Origin of the sequence: Streptomyces viridochromogenes, from assembly GCF_001270495.1 — a bacterium.
GTDB classification, from domain to species: Bacteria; Actinomycetota; Actinomycetes; order Streptomycetales; family Streptomycetaceae; genus Streptomyces; species Streptomyces viridochromogenes_A.
Map to the genome: position 1 here is coordinate 1 of NZ_LGUR01000048.1, position 19,507 is coordinate 19,507.

Genomic DNA, 19,507 nt, shown 5'->3' on the forward strand with positions numbered 1-19,507 from the left:
CCGCCCACCAACGCAGACCAGCCAGACACCCCGACCGACCCCGCCCCCCGGCCGACCGACGACAAGTCCCCCGACCCCACAGCCGGATCACCCCGACGAGGACTCAGTCTGCGTACCGGTCATCGGCCTGTGCGTAGACCGTCTGACCGACGGCAACTGAGAAACGCCGAGCACCGCATCGCCGCCAGGGGGCGCGGGGAACTGCGCGACAAGCCACAGCGCAATCCGCAGCCGGCCAACGACCACGGCCCCAACGGCGCTCACTCGCCCCCGCCGGACACCCTCCGCGTCAAGAGCCAAGGCTCCACCACGCCAAGCCCTCGCACCGGCCGCTGCCACATCGGCTGCAGCGCGAACCGGTAGACCGGGGGCTCCTCGCCCTCCTTCTCCGCGGCGGCAGCGGCCTCCGCCGCCTCCGCCTCCGACGCCGGCGCCTCACCCGTTCGGATGAGTTCCTCCGCGAAGGCGCTGTCGACGAGGACGGCGTCACGCGGCGCTATCGACGTCAGCCGGGAGGCGAGATTCACGGTCGTGCCGAAGACATCGCCCATTCGAGTGGTCACCGTGCCGAACGCGATGCCGACGCGCAGCTCGGGCATCGTCTCGTCGCCCGCCATGGTCTCGATGAGCCGCAGGGCGATCTCCGCGGCGACCGCCGCGTCGTCGGCCGCGTACAGGACCTCGTCACCGAGCGTCTTGACCAGTCGCCCGCCGCGCGCGGCCACCAGGTCGGCCGCCGTGGTCTCGAAGGCCTCGACGAGTTCGCCGAGTTCCTCCTCCTCCATCCGGCGGGTCAGCCGGGTGAAGCCGACCAGGTCCGCGAAGCCCACGGCCAGGCGCCGGTCGACCATCTCCTCGTCGTCGGCGGCCTGGATGACCCGCCCGGCCGAGGCGGCGAGCTGGCGGCGCCAGACGTAGACGAGGAACTCCTCCAGTTCGGGCAGGAGCAGCTCGATGATCGGGTACGTCACCTCGGTGCGCGTCATGCCCGGCTCCGGCGGCTCGGTCAGCCCCTCCAGGAAGGAGTCGATCTGCCACTCGGCGAGCCGCGCCGTGGTCTGTCCGGTGGACCTGGCCACCTGCACGGCCATGGCCTCGCTGAGCAGCCCCGCCTCGACGAGACCGGCGAGGCGCCGGAGCGCCAGTACGTCGGCCTCGGTCAGCGCCTTGGCCTGCCCGATGTCGGCGAACCCCATGGCCCGCCAGAACCTGGACGCCAGCTCCATGGAGACACCGGCGCTGCGGGCCGCCTGAAACGGTGTGTAGCGCCGCTCCGCACCGAGGATGAGGCCTTCGAGGCGCAGGGCGAGCGGATCGTCGCCGGATTCGGCGGCATGGGGGTCCACCCGGCCGTCCGCGCCCGTGCCGGAGCCCGAATCGTCGACGGTCACGCCTGCTGCCCTTCCGATCTGCCGCGGTCAGTAATCGACCGGCCTTCACTTTACGGCAGGTGTGGGCCACCTCACTCCGGAAGGCCGGGGAGCAGGACTCACACCGGCCGCAGGTGCACGATGTCCCCCGCACCCACGGGTTCCTGCACGCCTTCCCCGGTGGCCAGCACCAACCGCCCGTCACCGTCGATCGCGACGGCCTCGCCCTTGATCGACCGGTCCCCCGGCAGCTCGGCCCGTACGACCCTCCCCAGCGTCGCGCAGCCCGCCGCGTACGTCTCCTGGAGCTCGCTCACCACCGGGTCCCCCGCCGCGGCCCGCCACCGCCCGTACCACTCCTCCAGCGAGCGCAGGATGCCCCGCAGCAGGGGGTCCCGGTCGGTACTGACGGCCCCGGCGAGCGCCAGCGAGCCCGCCTGGGGCACCGGCAGCTCGTCCTCACGCAGCGTGACATTGATGCCGATGCCGATCACCACGCCCGCGTTCCCGGCCCGCTCCGCCAGGATCCCGCCGGCCTTTCGCTCCTCGCCACCGACGGTCACCAGCAGGTCATTGGGCCACTTGAGTGCCGTATCGACGCCCGCGGCCCGCGACAAGCCCGTCGCCACAGCGACACCCGTGAGCAGCGGCAGCCAGCCCCAGCGGGCCGCCGGCACCTCGGCCGGGTTCAGCAGCACCGAGAAGAACAGGCCCGAGCGGGCCGGTGCCGTCCACTGCCGGTCCAGCCGCCCCTTGCCGGCCGTCTGCTCCTCGGCGACGAGGACGGCGCCCTCCTCCGCCCTGCCCTCGGTGGCCAGGGCCACCAGGTCAGCGTTGGTGGAGCCGGTGCGCTGCACGACCTCGATGTCGCAGTAGAGCCCGCCGTGTCCGCCGTCCTTGACCAGCCCGCGCCGCAGCGCGGCGGCGTTCAGCGGCGGACGGTCCAGGTCGGACCAGCGGCTGTCGTCTGATGCATCTCGCGGCGTCATGCAAGCCACCCTAGGTGTGTGAAACGCCGCACTGCTGATTCGTAGGCCCCCCACTACTCTACGGATGAGTAACCGTCCCCCCTTTTGAGCAGGCAGGGAGCGCCATCCCGATGTCCGAGCCGGAAGAGCGTCACGAGATCCAAGAGACCCAAGGGATCGACATCCACACCACCGCGGGCAAGCTCGCGGATCTCCAGCGCCGTATCGAGGAAGCGACGCACGCCGGCTCCGCTCGCGCCGTCGAGAAGCAGCACGCCAAGGGCAAGTTGACGGCCCGTGAGCGCATCGAGCTCCTCCTCGACGAGGACTCCTTCGTCGAGCTCGACGAGTTCGCCCGGCACCGCTCCACCAACTTCGGCCTGGAGAAGAACCGCCCGTACGGCGACGGCGTCGTCACCGGGTACGGCACCGTCGACGGCCGCCCCGTCGCCGTGTTCTCCCAGGACTTCACCGTGTTCGGCGGTGCGCTGGGCGAGGTCTACGGCCAGAAGATCGTCAAGGTCATGGACTTCGCGCTGAAGACCGGCTGTCCGGTCATCGGCATCAACGACTCCGGCGGCGCCCGCATCCAGGAGGGTGTGGCCTCGCTGGGCGCGTACGGCGAGATCTTCCGCCGCAACACGCACGCGTCAGGGGTCATCCCGCAGATCTCGCTCGTCGTCGGGCCGTGTGCGGGCGGTGCGGTGTACTCCCCCGCCATCACCGACTTCACGATCATGGTCGACCAGACCTCACACATGTTCATCACCGGCCCGGACGTCATCAAGACCGTCACCGGCGAGGACGTCGGCTTCGAGGAGCTGGGCGGCGCCCGCACCCACAACTCCGCCTCCGGCGTGGCGCACCACATGGCCGGCGACGAGAAGGACGCCATCGAGTACGTCAAGCAGCTGCTGTCGTACCTGCCGTCCAACAACCTGTCCGAGCCCCCGGCGTTCCCGGAGGAGGCGGACCTCGCGATCACCGACGAGGACCGCGAGCTGGACACGATCGTGCCGGACAGCGCGAACCAGCCGTACGACATGCACGCGGTGATCGAACACATCCTGGACGACGCCGAGTTCTTCGAGACGCAGCCGCTGTTCGCGCCGAACATCCTCACCGGCTACGGCCGGGTCGAGGGCCGCCCGGTCGGCATCGTCGCCAACCAGCCGATGCAGTTCGCCGGCTGCCTCGACATCCAGGCCAGCGAGAAGGCGGCCCGCTTCGTGCGGACCTGCGACGCCTTCAACGTGCCGGTGATCACCTTCGTCGACGTCCCCGGCTTCCTCCCGGGCGTCGACCAGGAGCACGACGGCATCATCCGCCGCGGCGCCAAGCTGATCTACGCCTACGCCGAGGCCACGGTCCCGCTGATCACGGTCATCACCCGCAAGGCCTTCGGCGGCGCCTACGACGTCATGGGCTCCAAGCACCTCGGCGCCGACCTCAACCTCGCCTGGCCGACCGCCCAGATCGCCGTCATGGGCGCCCAGGGCGCCGTCAACATCCTGCACCGCCGCACCATCGCCGAGGCGGAGGCGAACGGCGAGGACCTGGAGGCGGTGCGGGCCCGGCTGATCCAGGAGTACGAGGACACCCTCCTCAACCCCTATGTCGCGGCCGAGCGCGGCTACATCGACTCGGTGATCATGCCGTCCGACACCCGCCGTCACGTCGTCCGCGGCCTGCGTCAGCTGCGTACCAAGCGGGAATCCCTGCCTCCGAAGAAGCACGGCAACATCCCCCTCTAGGCCCGCTGGGAGCCGTCATGAACATCAAGGTCCTACGGGGCAACCCGACACCGGAGGAGCTGGCCGCCGCACTGGCGGTGGTCCGAGCCCGCGCCGCGGCGGCGAGCACCCTGCCGCCCGGCGCGCCCACCCCGCGCGACTCCTGGTCCGACCCGTCCCGCATCGCGGCGCAGCGGGTGCCGCAGCCGGGTCCGACGACGTGGGCGCGCACCTACTGGCCCGGCTAGAGGAGCGGTGACACGGCTTCGGCCATCGCCTCGTACCCGGCGCCGTTCGGATGCAGGTGATCGCCGAAGTCGTACGACGGGGGCAGGCGGTCCGGGTCCCCGGGATCGGCCAGCGCCCGGTTGAGGTCCGCCACCGCGTCGTACTCCCCCGAGCAGCGGATCCACTCGTTCAGCTCGTGACTCACCTTGGCCGCGTGTTCACCCCAGTGGTCCGACCCCCCGAACGGCAGCAAGGTCGACCCGATCACCCTCAGCCCCGCCGCCCTGCCCTGCCGTATCAACTCCCGGTGTCCGGCGATGAGTTCCTCGGCCTCGACCACCGGCGCCGGCTTGTACGTCGGCTGCTCGTCCGTCTCGCTGAAGCCGATGTCGTTGAGGCCGAGGAGCACGACGAGCGTGTCCACGCCGGGCCGGTCGAGGACGTCCCGGCGCAACCGGCGGACGCCCCGCTCGCCGTACCAGGCGGAGTCGTTCAGCAGCAGGTTCCCGCCGATCCCCGCGTTCAGGACGGGCCGTCCCGTGCGCTCGGCGAGGACGTCCGACCAGCGCCGGTCCGCGCCCGGCGTCGACCCGAACCCGTCCGTGATCGAGTCGCCGAAGAGGGCGACGGCGTCCGTGCGCCCGGCGTCGACCTCCACCGCCGACAGGAAGTACCAGGACTCCGTCGCCGCGTCGAAGCCCGCGCCGCCGGCGTCCGCCGACCGGTCGCCCTGGCTCCGATAGCTGGTCGTGAAGGCCTGGGCGTGGAAGGTCGCGGGGCCGGTGGCGGTGTCGAAGTACAGCGTGACGGTCACCGACTCCCCGGCGGCTACGGCGAGCGGGATGTCGTCGCTGACCAGTTCCCCGCGCGCCGGTATCGACGCGTCCCCGGCACCGCCGAAGGTGAGCCGCGTGAGCGACCCCGGCTGCACGCCCGCCCCCGCGGCCGTACGCCCCGCGCTCGCACCGGCGAGACGGACGGGCGAAGTGCCGTACGCGTTGGTCAGCCGCACCCGCATCCGGGCACCTCCCGCCGACAGCCGTACGACCTGCCGCAGTGACTGGCGCCAGAAGCCCTCGCGGGACCAGTTGGGCGTGAAGCCCTCGCTGGGCGGCTGCGGTGACGCGATCCAGGAAGCGCTGAACATGAGACATCCCCCAAACGGAGCTGTAGACCCTTTAGCTAATGGAACGGTAGCACCGTTTAAGGGAAAGTTGAGTATGCGTACTCAGGCGCCGCCACGGACCCCCGACCGACGATGGAGGGCATGCTGTGGTCCGACCCCGAGAACGAGCCGCCCAAGGAACTGCGCGACATGCAGGAGATGTTGCGGCGGCTGGGCGTTCTCATGGCGCTGGCCATGGTGCTCACGATGATCGTGCTCGGGCTGAGGTGAGCCCGGACGGGCACGCCGATACGCTGACCGCATGACTGATCAGCCGCGCCGCCGACTCGTCCTCGCCTCCCAGTCCCCCGCCCGGCTCAACCTGCTCCGCCAGGCCGGGCTGGCCCCCGAGGTGATCGTGAGCGGCGTCGACGAGGACGCCGTCACCGCACCCACACCCGCCGAGCTGGCGCTGGCCCTGGCCGAGGCGAAGGCCTCCGTCGTGGCGGCGAAGCCCGAGGTCAAGGGCGCGATCGTGATCGGCTGCGACTCGGTCCTGGACCTGGACGGCCAGGCCCTGGGCAAGCCGGCGGACGCCGAGGAGGCCACGGCCCGCTGGAAGTCGATGCGCGGCCGGGCGGGCACACTCCAGACCGGCCACTGCGTCTACGACACCGTCACCGGCCGGTACGCCTCCGCCACCGCCTCCACGGTCGTACGGTTCGGCGAACCGACCGACGAGGAGATCGCCGCGTACGTCGCCTCCGGCGAACCGCTCTACGTCGCCGGGGCGTTCACCCTCGACGGCCGCTCGGCTCCGTTCATCGACGGCATCGACGGCGACCACGGCAATGTGATCGGCATCAGCCTGCCGCTGGTGCGACGACTGCTGGGGCAACTGGGCATCGGCATCACGGAGTTGTGGGCGCCGGCGGAGGCGTGACCGGGGAGCCGCCTGCCGGAGAACCGCCCACCGGGGAGCCCTCGCCGCCCGTACCCCCGCCGGGGGCGGCGTCGACGGGCTCCTCGGAGCCGGGCGCGCCCTGGGCGTCGTACGTCATGAGCAGCAGCACTATCAGTGCCAGTACGACGACCATGAACAGGAACGCCGTCCAGCCCACCAGCCCCCAGGCGAACGCCCCCAGCAGCGCGTGCACCACGGCCGCGCTGATCAGCAGGATGCGGCCCAAGCCGGCCGGCGCGCGGTCGCGCAGGGCCACGAGCAGGGCGACCAGGCCGCACAGCGCGAAGTAGGCGCCGAAGACGACCCCGCCGATCTTCGAGGACAGCGACATCACGTCCGGGTCGAGACCCGCCAGGGACATGTCCTGGCGGTCGACGACGACACCGAGGAACCACTGAAGCGCCGCGATGCCCAGCCCCTCGACGAAGAGCACGACCGCCACCACCCACGCCACCGGTCTACGCACCACCGGTCCCCACCCACTTCCGAGCTACGCCCTGTTACCCCAAGTACGCCCACCCGCCGCCCGACCGCCACCCCTCAAGGAGGCCCTCCGGGCCGCTGCGTTTGATTCAGCATCGCGAACGCTACTAACGGGTAAACCCCGGGACAAGGGTTCGGGCGCCAGCAAAGAATCATTGGGCCATTCGTAGGGATTCCACAAAGAAACCGAGTGGCCCGCAGCACGTGATGACAGAGACCTTGACCACAGCGGAGGGCTAGGGTTTTCCGGGAGAGACCTGCGTGCCGAGGCGCGACATGGGATTTCGCAGGTCGAGCAAGCCTGGAATCACGCTCCGTGTGGGCAAGCTCACCACTGGGGACGGGTCGATGTGGCGTGTCGGCAGTCCCTAAACTCGGCTTGTTTCAAGGAGGGAGCCTCAATCGTGCGCAAGGTGCTCATCGCCAACCGTGGCGAAATCGCTGTCCGCGTGGCCCGGGCCTGCCGGGACGCCGGGATCGCGAGCGTGGCCGTCTACGCGGACCCGGACCGGGACGCATTGCATGTCCGCGCCGCGGATGAGGCGTTCGCCCTGGGCGGTGACACCCCGGCCACCAGTTATCTGGACATCGACAAGGTCCTCAAGGCCGCCCGGGAGTCCGGCGCGGACGCCATCCACCCCGGCTACGGCTTTCTGTCGGAGAACGCCGACTTCGCCCAGGCCGTCCTCGACGCCGGCCTGATCTGGATCGGCCCGCCCCCGCAGGCCATCCGCGACCTCGGAGACAAGGTCGCCGCCCGCCACATCGCCCAGCGCGCCGGCGCCCCGCTCGTCGCCGGCACACCCGACCCGGTCTCCGGCGCCGACGAGGTCGTCGCCTTCGCCGAACAGCACGGCCTGCCGATCGCCATCAAGGCCGCCTTCGGCGGCGGCGGACGCGGCCTGAAGGTCGCACGGACGCTGGAAGAAGTGCCCGAGCTGTACGACTCCGCCGTCCGTGAGGCGGTGGCCGCCTTCGGCCGCGGCGAGTGCTTCGTCGAGCGCTACCTCGACAAGCCCCGCCACGTCGAAACCCAGTGCCTGGCCGACTCCCACGGCAACGTGGTCGTCGTCTCCACCCGCGACTGCTCGCTGCAGCGCCGCCACCAGAAACTGGTCGAGGAAGCCCCCGCCCCCTTCCTGTCCGACGAACAGGTCGCCGAGCTGTACTCCTCCTCCAAGGCCATCCTCAAAGAGGCCGGCTACATCGGCGCCGGCACCGTGGAGTTCCTCGTCGGCCTGGACGGCACCATCTCCTTCCTGGAGGTCAACACCCGCCTCCAGGTCGAACACCCCGTCACCGAAGAGGTCGCCGGCATCGACCTGGTCCGGGAGATGTTCCGCATCGCCGACGGCGAAGCCCTCGGCTACGACGACCCGCCCCTGCGCGGCCACTCCTTCGAATTCCGCATCAACGGCGAAGACCCCGGCCGCGGCTTCCTGCCCGCCCCCGGCACCGTCACCGCCTTCACCGCCCCGACCGGCCCCGGCGTGCGCCTGGACGCAGGCGTGGAATCCGGATCGGTGATCGGCCCCGCCTGGGACTCCCTGCTCGCCAAGCTGATCGTCACCGGCGCCACCCGCGAGCAGGCTCTCCAGCGCGCCGCCCGCGCCCTGGCCGAGTTCCACGTCGAGGGCATGGCCACCGCCATCCCCTTCCACCGCGCGGTCGTCACCGACCCCGCCTTCGCACCCGAACTCACCGGCAGCCAGGCCCCGTTCACGGTCCACACCCGCTGGATCGAGACCGAGTTCGTCAACGAGATCAAGCCCTTCGCCGCCCCCGCCGACACCGACGCCGACGAGGAGACCGGCCGCGAGACCGTCGTGGTCGAGGTCGGCGGCAAGCGCCTGGAGGTCTCCCTCCCGGCCTCCCTCGGCATGACCCTGGCCCGCACCGGCCTCGCCGCGGGCGCCAAGCCCAAGCGCCGCGCCGCCAAGAAGTCCGGCCCCGCCGCCTCCGGCGACACCCTCGCCTCCCCCATGCAGGGCACCATCGTCAAGGTCGCCGTCGAGGAAGGCCAGGACGTCAAGGAAGGCGACCTCGTCGTCGTACTCGAAGCCATGAAGATGGAACAGCCCCTCAACGCGCACAAGTCCGGCACCATCAAGGGCCTGTCCGCCGAGGTCGGCGCCTCCCTCACCTCCGGCGCCCCCATCTGCGAGATCAAGGACTGAGCCGTACGACGTCCTGAGGCGCCCGGCGGACTGAGCGATCAGCCCGTCGGGCGCTTCTCGGTGAGGGAACCTCAGTGAGGGAAGGGGAGGTGAGCCCGATGGTCCGGCCGCCGGCAGGGATGCGTGCGGACGCCCGCCGCAATCACGAGCGCCTGGTCACCGAGGCCCGCGCCGCCTTCGCCGAGCACGGCACGGACGCGTCCCTGGAGGACGTGGCCCGCCGCGCGGGCGTCGGGATCGGCACGCTGTACCGCCACTTCCCCAACCGGGACGCCTTGCTGAGCGCGGTCTTCGAGGACGCGGTCGGCGACCTCCTGAGCCGCTCCCACGAACTCCTCGACGCCCCGGAACCCTGCGCGGCCCTGGTGACCTGGCTGCGCGAGATGGTCACCCATGCGGGTGAGTACCGCGGTCTGGCCAGGTCCCTGATGTCCGTCTCGTACGACACCACCTCGGCCCTGGCCCGATGCAGCGGCCCGATCAGGGATGCGGGCGGGGCGCTGCTGACGCGGGCTCAGGAGGCGGGCGCGGTCCGGGAGGGCGTGGCGATCACCGACCTCCTCCAACTCACCCACGCAATCGCATTGGCGGCGGAGGAAACACCGGGAGACCCGGACCTGGCGGACAGACTGCTGCACTTGACGTTGCGGGGACTCAAGCCCACCTAGGGGCGCGGGGCTGCGTCGATATGCGGCTCCGCCGCGTGGGCGCGACAAGCCGCAAACGACCGGCACTCGCACACCACCACAACCTCCTAGGGCGAAGAGGCGAACGGCGAACCTAACGCCGCCGCAAGTCCGCAACCCGGGCCCGCTCCCGCTCCGCCCCTTGCTCACCCAGCACCGCCGCGGCGGACCGCAACCCCGGCGCGCCCCCCGGCACCTGCCCCCGCCGCGGTCCCGGCAGCGCGCGCTGCTGGCGCCGCGCCGGGACCTCGTCACCCCCCGGGCTCCCGGTCGCCCCGGCCACGGCGATCTGCACCCCCTGGTCGGCGAGGGCCTGGAGCTCGGTGTGGGCGCGGTCGTCGTGGACCGGCGGCTCGTCGGTGACCAGCCGTGTGATGACATCGGTGGGCACCGTCTGGAACATCGTGTCGGTGCCGAGCTTGGTGTGGTCGGCGAGGACGACGACCTCCGCGGCCGCCTGGACGAGGGCCCGGTCGACGGACGCCGAGAGCATGTTGGACGTGGACAGCCCACGCTCGGCGGTGAGTCCGCTCCCGGAGAGGAAGGCCCGGGACACCCGCAGTCCTTGGAGGGACTGCTCGGCGCCACTGCCCACCAGCGCGTAGTTCGACCCGCGGAGCGTGCCGCCGGTCATCACGACCTCGACCCGGTTGGCATGGGCCAGCGCCTGCGCCACCAGGAGGGAGTTGGTGACGACGGTCAGTCCGGGCACCCGGGCGAGCCGGCGAGCCAGCTCCTGCGTGGTGGTCCCCGCCCCGACGACGATCGCCTCGCCCTCTTCCACGAAATTCGCGGCGAGGTCGGCGATGGCCGTCTTCTCGGCGGTCGCGAGATGTGACTTCTGCGGAAAGCCGGACTCCCGCGTGAACCCGCCCGGCAATACCGCACCGCCATGCCGGCGGTCGAGGAGTCCTTCTGCCTCCAGTGCGCGCACGTCCCGCCGTACGGTCACTTCGGAGGTCTGGACGACGCGGGCGAGCTCACGGAGCGACACGGCTCCGTTCGCTCGCACCATTTCGAGGATCAATTGGCGACGTTCTGCAGCGAACACGAAACTGACAGTAACCCCAACGACCGTCTGGTTTCAGCAGTTTGCGCCGAATAACAGAAGTTGTTCGCACGCCAGGGCGAGAAGTGGTATAGAGCCTAGTCCGGCCGCCTATGCCGCACGCATGCTCGACAACTCCCCGTGACCAGCGGGGAGTTGGTTCCGGTCGTCAGAGTTCGCCGCCGGACTTCCGAGTGTGCAGCTGTCGTGCCACCTCGGCGATCGAGCCCGAAAGGGAGGGGTACACGGTGAAGGCGTTCGCGATCTGTTCGACCGTCAGATTGTTGTCGACCGCGATCGAGATCGGATGGATCAGTTCCGAGGCGCGCGGCGACACGACCACACCGCCGACCACGATGCCCGTGCCCGGCCGGCAGAAGATCTTGACGAAGCCGTCCCGGATGCCCTGCATCTTGGCGCGCGGGTTGCGCAGCAGCGGCAGCTTGACGACCCGGGCGTCGATCTTGCCCGCGTCCACGTCCGCCTGCGTGTAGCCGACGGTCGCGATCTCGGGATCGGTGAAGACGTTCGACGACACGGTCTTCAGGTTCAGCGGGGCCACCGCGTCGCCGAGGAAGTGGTACATGGCGATACGTCCCTGCATCGCCGCGACGGAGGCGAGAGCGAACACGCCGGTGACGTCACCGGCGGCGTACACACCGGGAGCCGTGGTCCTCGACACCTTGTCGGTCCAGATGTGCCCGGACTCGCGCAGCTTGACGCCGGCCTCCTCCAGGCCCATGCCCGCGGAGTTCGGGACGGCGCCGACGGCCATCAGGCAGTGGCTGCCGCTGATGACACGCCCGTCGGCGAGGGTGACCTCCACCCGGTCGCCGACCCGCTTGGCGGCGGCGGCACGCGAGCGCGCCATGACGTTCATGCCACGCCGCCGGAACACGTCCTCCAGGACGGCCGCGGCGTCCGGGTCCTCACCCGGCAGCACCCGGTCCCGGGACGACACGAGGGTGACCCGCGACCCGAGCGCCTGGTAGGCGCCGGCGAACTCGGCGCCGGTGACACCGGAGCCGACCACGATGAGTTCCTCGGGCAGCTCGGTGAGGTCGTAGACCTGGGTCCAGTTGAGGATGCGCTCGCCGTCGGGCTGGGCGTCGGGCAGCTCGCGCGGGTGACCGCCGGTGGCGATCAGGACGGCGTCCGCGGTGAGGGTCTCCTCGGTGCCGTCGGCGGCGCGGACGACGACCTTGCGGGACCCGTCGAGGCCCTGCATGCCCTCCAGCCGGCCGCGGCCGCGCAGGACCCGGGCGCCGGCGCGCGTGACGGAGGCCGTGATGTCGTGGGACTGGGCGAGCGCGAGCCGCTTCACACGCCGGTTGACCTTGCCCAGGTCGACGCCGACCACCCGGGCGGGCGTGTCGATGTGCGGCGTGTCGTCGGCGACGATGATGCCCAGCTCCTCGTACGAGGAGTCGAAGGTGGTCATCACCTCGGCCGTGGCGATAAGGGTCTTCGACGGCACGCAGTCGGTGAGCACCGACGCCCCGCCCAGACCGTCGCAGTCGACGACGGTCACCTCCGCGCCGAGCTGGGCGGCCACCAGGGCCGCCTCGTATCCGCCGGGTCCGCCACCGATGATCACGATCCGAGTCACGTACTCCATTGTCCCGCACGCCACACGGTGGCACTGCCCGGGGGCCCGCCCGAGACACCACTGTTACTGGAGGGGCGGACGATGCACCTGCCGTACCCTCTCCCCATGTCGCTCTACGCCGCGTACGCCGGCAATCTCGACGCGCGGCTGATGACCCGCCGCGCCCCCCACTCGCCGCTGCGCGCCACCGGCTGGCTGAACGGGTGGCGGCTGACGTTCGGGGGCGAGCAGCTGGGCTGGGACGGCGCGCTGGCGACGCTCGTCGAGGAGCCGAAGGAGCAGGTCTTCGTCGCGCTGTACGACATCGCCCCGATGGACGAGGAATCCCTGGACCGCTGGGAGGGCGTCGGCCTCGGCATCTACCGGCGGCTGCGGGTACGGGTGCACACCCTGGAGGGCGAGGAGCCGGCGTGGGTGTACGTGCTGAACGCCTACGAGGGCGGGCTGCCGGCGGCGCGGTACCTCGGGGAGATCGCGGACGCGGCGGAGTCCGCCGGTGCGCCCCACGATTACGTGATGGAGCTGCGGAAGCGGCCGTGTTGAGGGAGGTACGCGGAGAATCCCTTACGTGATCGCTCCCCTCGCCCACGAACTCCTGTACACCGAGCAGGCCGCCGCGGCTCGTGACCGGCTCGACGCCCCGCGACGCGCCGCGTTCGACAGAGGACCCGGCGCCCCGGCCCAGGATCCGTTTCCTTCCGTGTCCCGGGCGGGCGACCCTGCGCGGGCCACCCGAAGGATCCGGCTCTCCAAGGACGCTCTGGTCGAGTACACGGTCAGCCTGCGACGCCTGGTCATCATCGACGTGACGCTCTTCGACGACGCCGGCATCCTCGTCCCGGATGCCTGACGGCCCGCGAGGGGCACCGCTTCGTCGGAAACAACAAGACAACGATCGCCATCCCGTGAGCTCTGTCATCTACGCGCGTAGGCCCAAACCGGCTACCCTCAGTCGCGTGAACGCATCTCTTCTTCCGGACGACATCCAGAGCGACCCCCACGCCGCCGCCGACGCCGCCGCCACGCGCCTGCGCGAACTCACGGGCGCCGAGACCCACGACGTCGCCCTCGTGATGGGCTCCGGCTGGGCACCGGCCGTGGACGCCCTCGGCGCACCCGAGGCCGAGTTCCAGGTCACCGAGCTGCCCGGTTTCCCGCCGCCGGCGGTGGAAGGGCACGGCGGCAAGATCCGCTCCTACCGGATCGGCGACAAGCGCGCGCTCGTCTTCCTGGGCCGTACCCACTACTACGAGGGCCGCGGCGTGGCGGCGGTGGCCCACGGCGTCCGCACCGCCGTGGCGGCCGGCTGCAAGACCCTGGTCCTCACCAACGGCTGCGGCGGTCTGCGCGAGGGCATGCGCCCCGGCCAGCCGGTCCTGATCAGCGACCACATCAACCTCACGGCGACGTCCCCGATCGTCGGCGCGAACTTCGTCGACCTGACGGACCTGTACTCGCCGCGCCTGCGCGCCCTGTGCAAGGAGATCGACCCCACGCTGGAGGAGGGCGTCTACGCCCAGTTCCCCGGCCCGCACTACGAGACGCCTGCGGAGATCCGGATGGCGCGGGTCATCGGGGCGGACCTGGTGGGCATGTCGACGGTGCTCGAGGCCATCGCCGCGCGTGAGGCCGGGGCCGAGGTCCTGGGCATCTCCCTGGTGACGAACCTCGCCGCCGGGATGACGGGCGAGCCCCTCAACCACGAGGAGGTTCTGCAGGCCGGGCGCGACTCGGCGACGCAGATGGGTTCGCTGCTGGCGCAGGTGCTCGGCCGGCTGTAGGGCGTTCCTCGCCCCCGCCGCCCCTACCCGTCCCATCCTCCTGGGGTTCCGCCCCAGACCCGCCCCTCAAACGCCGGAGGGGCTGGATTCGCCAGGCGTTTTCAGCCCGTCCGGCATTTGAGGACGAGGCCCGAAAGGCCGACAGCGGGGGTCTGGGGGCGCAGCCCTCAGGGACGGGACGGGTAGGGGCGGCGGGGGCGAAAACCCCTCCCAGCCCGCCCCGCTCCGAACGACACGAACGAGAGGTTGACCGACGTGCACGACGATCTCATCGCCCGGGCCCAGGCATGGCTCGCCGAGGACCCGGACCCGGAGACCCGCGACGAGCTCGCCAAGCTCATCGACGCCGCGGACACCGACGAGCTCGCCGCGCGCTTCAGCGGCACCCTCCAGTTCGGCACCGCGGGCCTGCGAGGCGAAATCGGCGCGGGCCCGATGCGCATGAACCGCACCGTCGTCATCCGCGCCGCCGCCGGCCTCGCCGCGTACCTCAGGAAGCAGGGCCACGAAGGCGGCCTCGTCGTCATCGGCTACGACGCCCGCCACAAGTCCGAGGACTTCGCCCGCGACACGGCCGCCGTGATGACGGGCGCGGGCCTGCGCGCCGCCGTACTCCCCCGCCCGCTCCCCACCCCCGTCCTCGCGTACGCCATAAGGCACCTCGGCGCGGTCGCCGGCGTGGAGGTCACCGCCAGCCACAACCCGCCCCGCGACAACGGCTACAAGGTCTACCTCGGCGACGGGTCCCAGATCGTCCCGCCCGCGGACGTCGACATCGCGGACGAGATCGCCGCCGTACCGTCCCTCACCGTCGTACCCCGCCCGGCGGAAGGCTGGGAGATCCTCGACGACAGCGTCCTGGACGCCTATCTCGCCCGCACCGACGCGGTCCTCGCCCCCGGCTCCCCGCGCACCGCCCGCACCGTCTACACGGCGATGCACGGCGTCGGCAAGGACGTCCTCCTCGCCGCCTTCGCCCGCGCCGGCTTCCCCGCCCCCGCCCTCGTGGCCGAGCAGGCCGAGCCGGACCCGGACTTCCCCACCGTCGCCTTCCCCAACCCGGAAGAGCCCGGCGCGATGGACCTGGCCTTCGCCAAGGCCCGCGAGACCGACCCCGACCTCGTCATCGCCAACGACCCCGACGCCGACCGCTGCGCCGCCGCCGTCAAGGACGGCCAGGACTGGCGGATGCTGCGCGGCGACGAGGTGGGCGCCCTGCTCGCCGCACACCTCGTCGACCGCGGAGCACAGGGCACCTTCGCCGAGTCGATCGTCTCCTCCTCCCTCCTCGGCCGTATCGCCGAGAAAGCGGGACTGCCGTACGAGGAGACCCTCACCGGCTTCAAGTGGATCGCCCGTGCCGACGGCCTGCGCTACGGCTACGAGGAGGCCCTCGGCTACTGCGTCGACCCCGATGGCGTACGCGACAAGGACGGCATCACGGCCGCCCTGCTGATCACCGAGCTGGCCTCCGTCCTCAAGGCCGAGGGCCGCACGCTCCTCGACCTGCTCGACGACCTCGCCGTGGAGCACGGCCTGCACGCCACCGACCAGCTCTCGGTCCGCGTCCAGGACCTGTCGGTCATCGCCGACGCCATGCGCCGGCTGCGCGAGCAGCCGCCGACCGAGCTGGCCGGCCTGGCCATCACCCGTGCCGAGGACCTCACCCGGGGCACCGACACCCTCCCGCCCACCGACGGCCTGCGCTACACCCTGGAGGGTGCCCGCGTCATCGTCCGCCCCAGCGGCACCGAGCCCAAGCTGAAGTGCTACCTGGAGGTCGTCGTCCCGGTCGCGACGCACGCCGGCCTCCCGGCCGCTCGCACCAAGGCCGCCGACCTGCTCTCGACGATCAAGCGGGACCTGTCGGCGGCGGCGGGCATCTGAGCCGTACGCGACGGTCCGGTCGTTCCTGAAAGGGTGCCCTGCCTCCGGTTGGGGGCACCCTTTCGGGCGTACTTCTCCGGGCGGTTGACCTCCCTCCCCGTCCCGCCTCCTCATCCGGGCAACGGTGGACGGGAAAGCGAATCAGCGAGCCGCCTGGAGCCGCGCCGTGGCCACGACCGCATCCCGGCAGACGACCCGAGCGACCTCCGCCCCCGGAAACCACGTCCGCCCCGGTTCACGCCCCCCAGGGCCCCCACGCGCCCTCCCCGCATCACTGCGCGCCCTGCGCCACGCGGCCCCCGCCCTCCTCGCCTATCTCGCCGTACGCGGCACCGGCCTGCTGCTCCTCACCGTCTGGGCGCACCGCCAACAGCACGGCGTCTGGCCGATCCTGGCGACGCAGTGGGACGCCGACTGGTACCTCGGTATCGCCGACCACGGCTACGCGCACGAACTCGGCACCGCGGAAAACGCCAACAACCTGGCCTTCTTCCCGCTCTACCCGGCCTTGGTCAAGGCGGTCGCGGCCGTCACCCCGGGCACCCGCGCCAGTACCGGCCTCGCCCTCGCCGTGGCCGCCTCCCTCGTCGCCGCTTGGGGCGTCTTCGCGGTCGGGGAGCGGCTGCACGGACGCCGGGTCGGCGTCCTCCTCACGGTCCTGTGGGCCGCGCTCCCGGTCGGCCTCGTGCAGTGGATGGGCTACACCGAGTCCCTGTTCACGGCGCTCGCCGCCTGGTCCCTGTACGCCGTGCTCACCGGCCGGCTCCTGACCGCGGCCTGCCTCGCCGCGCTCGCGGGCCTGACCCGCCCGACGGGCGTCGCGGTGGCGGCGGCGGTCATGGTCGCGGCCCTGCTCGCGCTGCGCCGCCGCTTCGGCCCGCGTACCCTCGCGGCCGCCGTGATCGCGCCGCTGGGCTGGTGCGGATACGTCGGCTGGGTGAGCCTGCGCGTGGGCCGCTGGGACGGATACTTCGCCGTACAGCGGCTGTGGCACAACGAGCTGGACGGCGGCCTCGAAACCCTGCGCCAGATGCGGCGGCTCCTGGTGTACGACCCGAGGCCCGGGCTGTTCCTGGTGATGGTGACGCTCACGCTGATCGGTTCGGTGGTGCTGTTCGGGCTGGCGGTGTGGGACCGGCAGCCGGTGCCGCTGCTGGTCTTCACGGCCGTACTGCTGGCGATCGTCCTGGGCAGCGGCGGCGTCTACTTCCCGCGCGCCCGCTTCCTGCTGCCCGCCTTCCCGCTCCTGCTCCCCCTCGCCCTGCATCTGGCCCGCGCCACCCGCCGCTGCCGAGCGCTGGCCCTCGCGGCGGCGGTCACCGGCTCGGCGTACTGCGGCGCGTACATGGCGCTGGTGTATCCGGGCGCGCCCTGATCACCACCGAGCCCCCGCGGACCTCCCGAACGATCCGCCGGCCGACCTCCCAGCCCGCCGCAGGCCAGCCCTTACAGGTGAGCCCCCGCCGATCCGCCGGCAGGCCTCTCAGCCCACCGCAGGTCAGCACCCACAGGTGAGCCCTCGCAGGTCAACCCCCGCCGATCCGCGCCACAAGTCAGTCCACCGCCGGTCAACCCCGCCGGTCATGCCACCGCCGGGTCAGCCCCACAAGTCAGCCCACCGCCGGTCAACCCCGCCGATCCGCCCCACAAGTCAACCCACCGCCGGTCAGCCCCCGCCGGGTCAGCCCCCGCCGGGTCAGCCCACCGCCAGCAGGATCAGCAGCACCACAGCCCCCGCGATCGCCGGTCCCGCCACCTCATAGGCCCACCGCACGGTCACCTCGCCCTGCGCGGACTCCGCCTTCTCCCGGTGCTCCAGCAGTTCCCGCAGGTCGTCCATGACCTTGTCGGTCTCGGCCCGCATCGGGCCGTCCGTGTCGGCCTCGCCGCGCGGTGCCCCGAACCCGAGCCCTCCGGCCCCCAGGCCGCCGCGCCCACTCCGCTCACCCCGCGCGGCGGCGCTCCTCTCGGCCGCCGCCCGGGCCGTGCGCCGCGCCGCCTTCTTGCGGGCCCGCAGCGAGACGGGGACCGCCCAGAGCTGGAACTTGGTGCCGGACTTGGTGACGACCTCGTTCGAGTAGCCGGACCGCAGGGCGGCGATCTGTCCCCAGGGGAGCACGATGACGCGGAGCGGGTTGCGGATGCGGAGCCGGTCCTCGTTGGCGTACACGGCGGGCCGCAGCGTGAACGCGGCGGCCAGCGGCACGATCAGGATCAGCGCCGCGAGCGCGAGCCACTGCGTGCGGCTCTCGCCGCGCACCAGGGCGTCGACGCCCAGCCATAGCGTGATGGCGAGCAGCGCGACGCCGCCGACGATGCCCATGGGCGAGCGGTAGACCCGGTCCTTCGACACGGGGTCCGGGGTGGGCGGCTGGTGGTCCGGGGTCGTCATGGCCCCGATTGTGCCCGACGCCTCGGACGGCGCTCATACGCACCACCCCCGCACAAGATGAGCATCCGGGCCTGTACAGCCGCTACGCGCGTAGATATGCTCGTCTGGTGACCATGCCCACCAATGCATCTGCCGCAGCACACGCCCTCACGGACGTCACCGCGTCCGACAGCACGCTGCGCCGCTTCCTCCACGGGCTGCCCGGTGTCGACGCGGTCGGCCTGGAGGGGCGTGCGGCGTCCCTCGGTACCCGTTCCATCAAGACGACCGCCAAGGCGTACGCCATCGACCTCGCCATCTCGATGGTCGACCTGACGACGCTGGAAGGCGCGGACACCCCGGGCAAGGTCCGGGCGCTCGGCGTCAAGGCGGTCCACCCCGACCCCACCGACCGGACGACCCCGGCGACCGCGGCCGTCTGTGTCTATCCCGACATGGTGGCCACCGCCAAGGAGGCCGTCGCCGGGTCGACCGTGAAGGTCGCCTCGGTCGCCACCGCCTTCCCGGCGGGCCGCGCCGCGCTCGCCGTCAAGCTGGCGGACGTGCGCGACGCCGTGGCGGCGGGCGCCGACGAGATCGACATGGTCATCGACCGCGGGGCGTTCCTCGCGGGCAACTACATGAAGGTGTACGACGAGATCGTCGCCGTGAAGTCGGCCTGCGGGACGAGCGCCCGCCTCAAGGTCATCTTCGAGACCGGCGAACTGTCGACGTACGACAACATCCGCCGTGCCAGCTGGCTCGGCATGCTGGCGGGCGCGGACTTCATCAAGACGTCCACCGGCAAGGTCGCCGTGAACGCCACTCCCGCGAACACCCTCCTTATGCTGGAAGCGGTACGCGACTTCCGTACCCAGACCGGCATCCAGGTCGGCGTGAAGCCGGCCGGCGGCATCAGGACGACCAAGGACGCCGTCAAGTTCCTCGTCCTGGTCAACGAGACCGTGGGCGAGGACTGGCTGGACAACCACTGGTTCCGCTTCGGCGCCTCCTCGCTCCTGAACGACCTGCTGATGCAGCGTCAGAAGCTGGCCACCGGCCGCTACTCCGGCCCCGACTACGTGACGGTGGACTGA

The 19,507-nt window shown here is 71.5% G+C and carries 19 protein-coding genes; 12 read left to right on the plus strand and 7 right to left on the minus strand.

What is annotated here, in order from left to right:
* Positions 1-260: 260 nt before the first annotated feature.
* Together ADK36_RS07330 and ADK36_RS07335 are read right to left on the minus strand one after the other, a co-directional pair.
* Positions 261-1,391 (minus strand): adenylate/guanylate cyclase domain-containing protein, encoded by a 1,131-nt coding sequence (locus ADK36_RS07330; protein WP_053196799.1) that lies wholly within the window; start codon positions 1,389-1,391, stop codon positions 261-263.
* Positions 1,392-1,489: 98 nt separating this feature from the next.
* A complete protein-coding gene (locus ADK36_RS07335) occupies positions 1,490-2,359 on the minus strand; it encodes a biotin--[acetyl-CoA-carboxylase] ligase (RefSeq protein ID WP_048586844.1) in 870 nt (289 codons plus the stop codon).
* A 110-nt stretch (positions 2,360-2,469) separates the two neighbouring features.
* Between ADK36_RS07335 and ADK36_RS07340 the strand changes: the two genes are divergently transcribed.
* Entirely contained in the window at positions 2,470-4,092 is a 1,623-nt protein-coding gene (locus ADK36_RS07340; RefSeq protein WP_048586843.1) for an acyl-CoA carboxylase subunit beta, read from the plus strand.
* Positions 4,093-4,109: 17 nt separating this feature from the next.
* Complete coding sequence (locus ADK36_RS07345) at positions 4,110-4,319, plus strand: acyl-CoA carboxylase epsilon subunit (protein ID WP_048586842.1); 210 nt, start codon at positions 4,110-4,112, stop codon at positions 4,317-4,319.
* On the opposite strand, the gene ADK36_RS07350 is transcribed toward ADK36_RS07345, so the two are convergent.
* On the minus strand, positions 4,316-5,446 hold the full coding sequence (locus ADK36_RS07350) for an SGNH/GDSL hydrolase family protein (protein WP_048586841.1): 1,131 nt from the start codon (positions 5,444-5,446) through the stop codon (positions 4,316-4,318). The genes ADK36_RS07345 and ADK36_RS07350 overlap by 4 nt on opposite strands.
* 120 nt (positions 5,447-5,566) lie before the next feature.
* On the opposite strand from ADK36_RS07350, the gene mmpB reads away from it, so the two are divergent.
* Both mmpB and ADK36_RS07355 read left to right on the plus strand, forming a co-directional pair.
* A complete protein-coding gene (gene mmpB / locus ADK36_RS50925) occupies positions 5,567-5,695 on the plus strand; it encodes a morphogenic membrane protein MmpB (RefSeq protein ID WP_093747104.1) in 129 nt (42 codons plus the stop codon).
* A gap of 31 nt (positions 5,696-5,726) precedes the next feature.
* A complete protein-coding gene (locus ADK36_RS07355; protein ID WP_048586840.1) occupies positions 5,727-6,347 on the plus strand; it encodes a Maf family protein in 621 nt (206 codons plus the stop codon).
* Here ADK36_RS07355 and ADK36_RS07360 read toward each other — a convergent pair.
* Positions 6,316-6,837: a hypothetical protein gene (locus ADK36_RS07360; protein ID WP_078942548.1), complete on the minus strand. Its 522-nt coding sequence runs from the start codon at positions 6,835-6,837 to the stop codon at positions 6,316-6,318. The genes ADK36_RS07355 and ADK36_RS07360 overlap by 32 nt on opposite strands.
* Positions 6,838-7,255: 418 nt before the next feature.
* Here ADK36_RS07360 and ADK36_RS07365 point away from each other — a divergent pair, with 418 nt between their 5' ends.
* Both ADK36_RS07365 and ADK36_RS07370 read left to right on the plus strand, forming a co-directional pair.
* A complete protein-coding gene (locus ADK36_RS07365) occupies positions 7,256-9,028 on the plus strand; it encodes an acetyl/propionyl/methylcrotonyl-CoA carboxylase subunit alpha (protein WP_048586838.1) in 1,773 nt (590 codons plus the stop codon).
* A 98-nt stretch (positions 9,029-9,126) separates the two neighbouring features.
* Positions 9,127-9,696, plus strand: a complete 570-nt coding sequence (locus ADK36_RS07370; RefSeq protein WP_048586837.1) for a TetR/AcrR family transcriptional regulator — start codon at positions 9,127-9,129, stop codon at positions 9,694-9,696.
* Positions 9,697-9,808: 112 nt separating this feature from the next.
* On the opposite strand, the gene ADK36_RS07375 is transcribed toward ADK36_RS07370, so the two are convergent.
* Both ADK36_RS07375 and ADK36_RS07380 read right to left on the minus strand, forming a co-directional pair.
* The gene (locus ADK36_RS07375; protein ID WP_078916739.1) at positions 9,809-10,765 is read right to left on the minus strand and encodes a DeoR/GlpR family DNA-binding transcription regulator; all 957 of its coding nucleotides are present in this window, start codon (positions 10,763-10,765) and stop codon (positions 9,809-9,811) included.
* Between the two features lie 166 nt (positions 10,766-10,931).
* Positions 10,932-12,395: an NAD(P)H-quinone dehydrogenase gene (locus ADK36_RS07380; protein ID WP_267887391.1), complete on the minus strand. Its 1,464-nt coding sequence runs from the start codon at positions 12,393-12,395 to the stop codon at positions 10,932-10,934.
* Between the two features lie 81 nt (positions 12,396-12,476).
* Here ADK36_RS07380 and ADK36_RS07385 point away from each other — a divergent pair, with 81 nt between their 5' ends.
* The 5 genes from ADK36_RS07385 to ADK36_RS07405 all read left to right on the plus strand — a co-directional run bounded on the left by ADK36_RS07385 (position 12,477) and on the right by ADK36_RS07405 (position 17,414).
* Complete coding sequence (locus tag ADK36_RS07385) at positions 12,477-12,914, plus strand: gamma-glutamylcyclotransferase (protein WP_048586849.1); 438 nt, start codon at positions 12,477-12,479, stop codon at positions 12,912-12,914.
* A gap of 25 nt (positions 12,915-12,939) precedes the next feature.
* Positions 12,940-13,221, plus strand: coding sequence for a hypothetical protein (locus tag ADK36_RS07390; RefSeq protein ID WP_234329703.1), 282 nt, complete (start codon positions 12,940-12,942; stop codon positions 13,219-13,221).
* A 106-nt stretch (positions 13,222-13,327) separates the two neighbouring features.
* Complete coding sequence (locus tag ADK36_RS07395; RefSeq protein WP_048586834.1) at positions 13,328-14,152, plus strand: purine-nucleoside phosphorylase; 825 nt, start codon at positions 13,328-13,330, stop codon at positions 14,150-14,152.
* Between the two features lie 255 nt (positions 14,153-14,407).
* Positions 14,408-16,039: a phospho-sugar mutase gene (locus ADK36_RS07400; RefSeq protein ID WP_053196838.1), complete on the plus strand. Its 1,632-nt coding sequence runs from the start codon at positions 14,408-14,410 to the stop codon at positions 16,037-16,039.
* 166 nt (positions 16,040-16,205) lie between these two features.
* A complete protein-coding gene (locus tag ADK36_RS07405; RefSeq protein ID WP_048586833.1) occupies positions 16,206-17,414 on the plus strand; it encodes a membrane protein in 1,209 nt (402 codons plus the stop codon).
* 321 nt (positions 17,415-17,735) lie between these two features.
* Here ADK36_RS07405 and ADK36_RS07410 read toward each other — a convergent pair whose 3' ends face one another.
* Positions 17,736-18,431, minus strand: a complete 696-nt coding sequence (locus ADK36_RS07410; protein WP_048586832.1) for a PH domain-containing protein — start codon at positions 18,429-18,431, stop codon at positions 17,736-17,738.
* Between the two features lie 107 nt (positions 18,432-18,538).
* Between ADK36_RS07410 and deoC the strand changes: the two genes are divergently transcribed.
* The gene (gene deoC / locus ADK36_RS07415; protein WP_048586831.1) at positions 18,539-19,507 is read left to right on the plus strand and encodes a deoxyribose-phosphate aldolase; all 969 of its coding nucleotides are present in this window, start codon (positions 18,539-18,541) and stop codon (positions 19,505-19,507) included.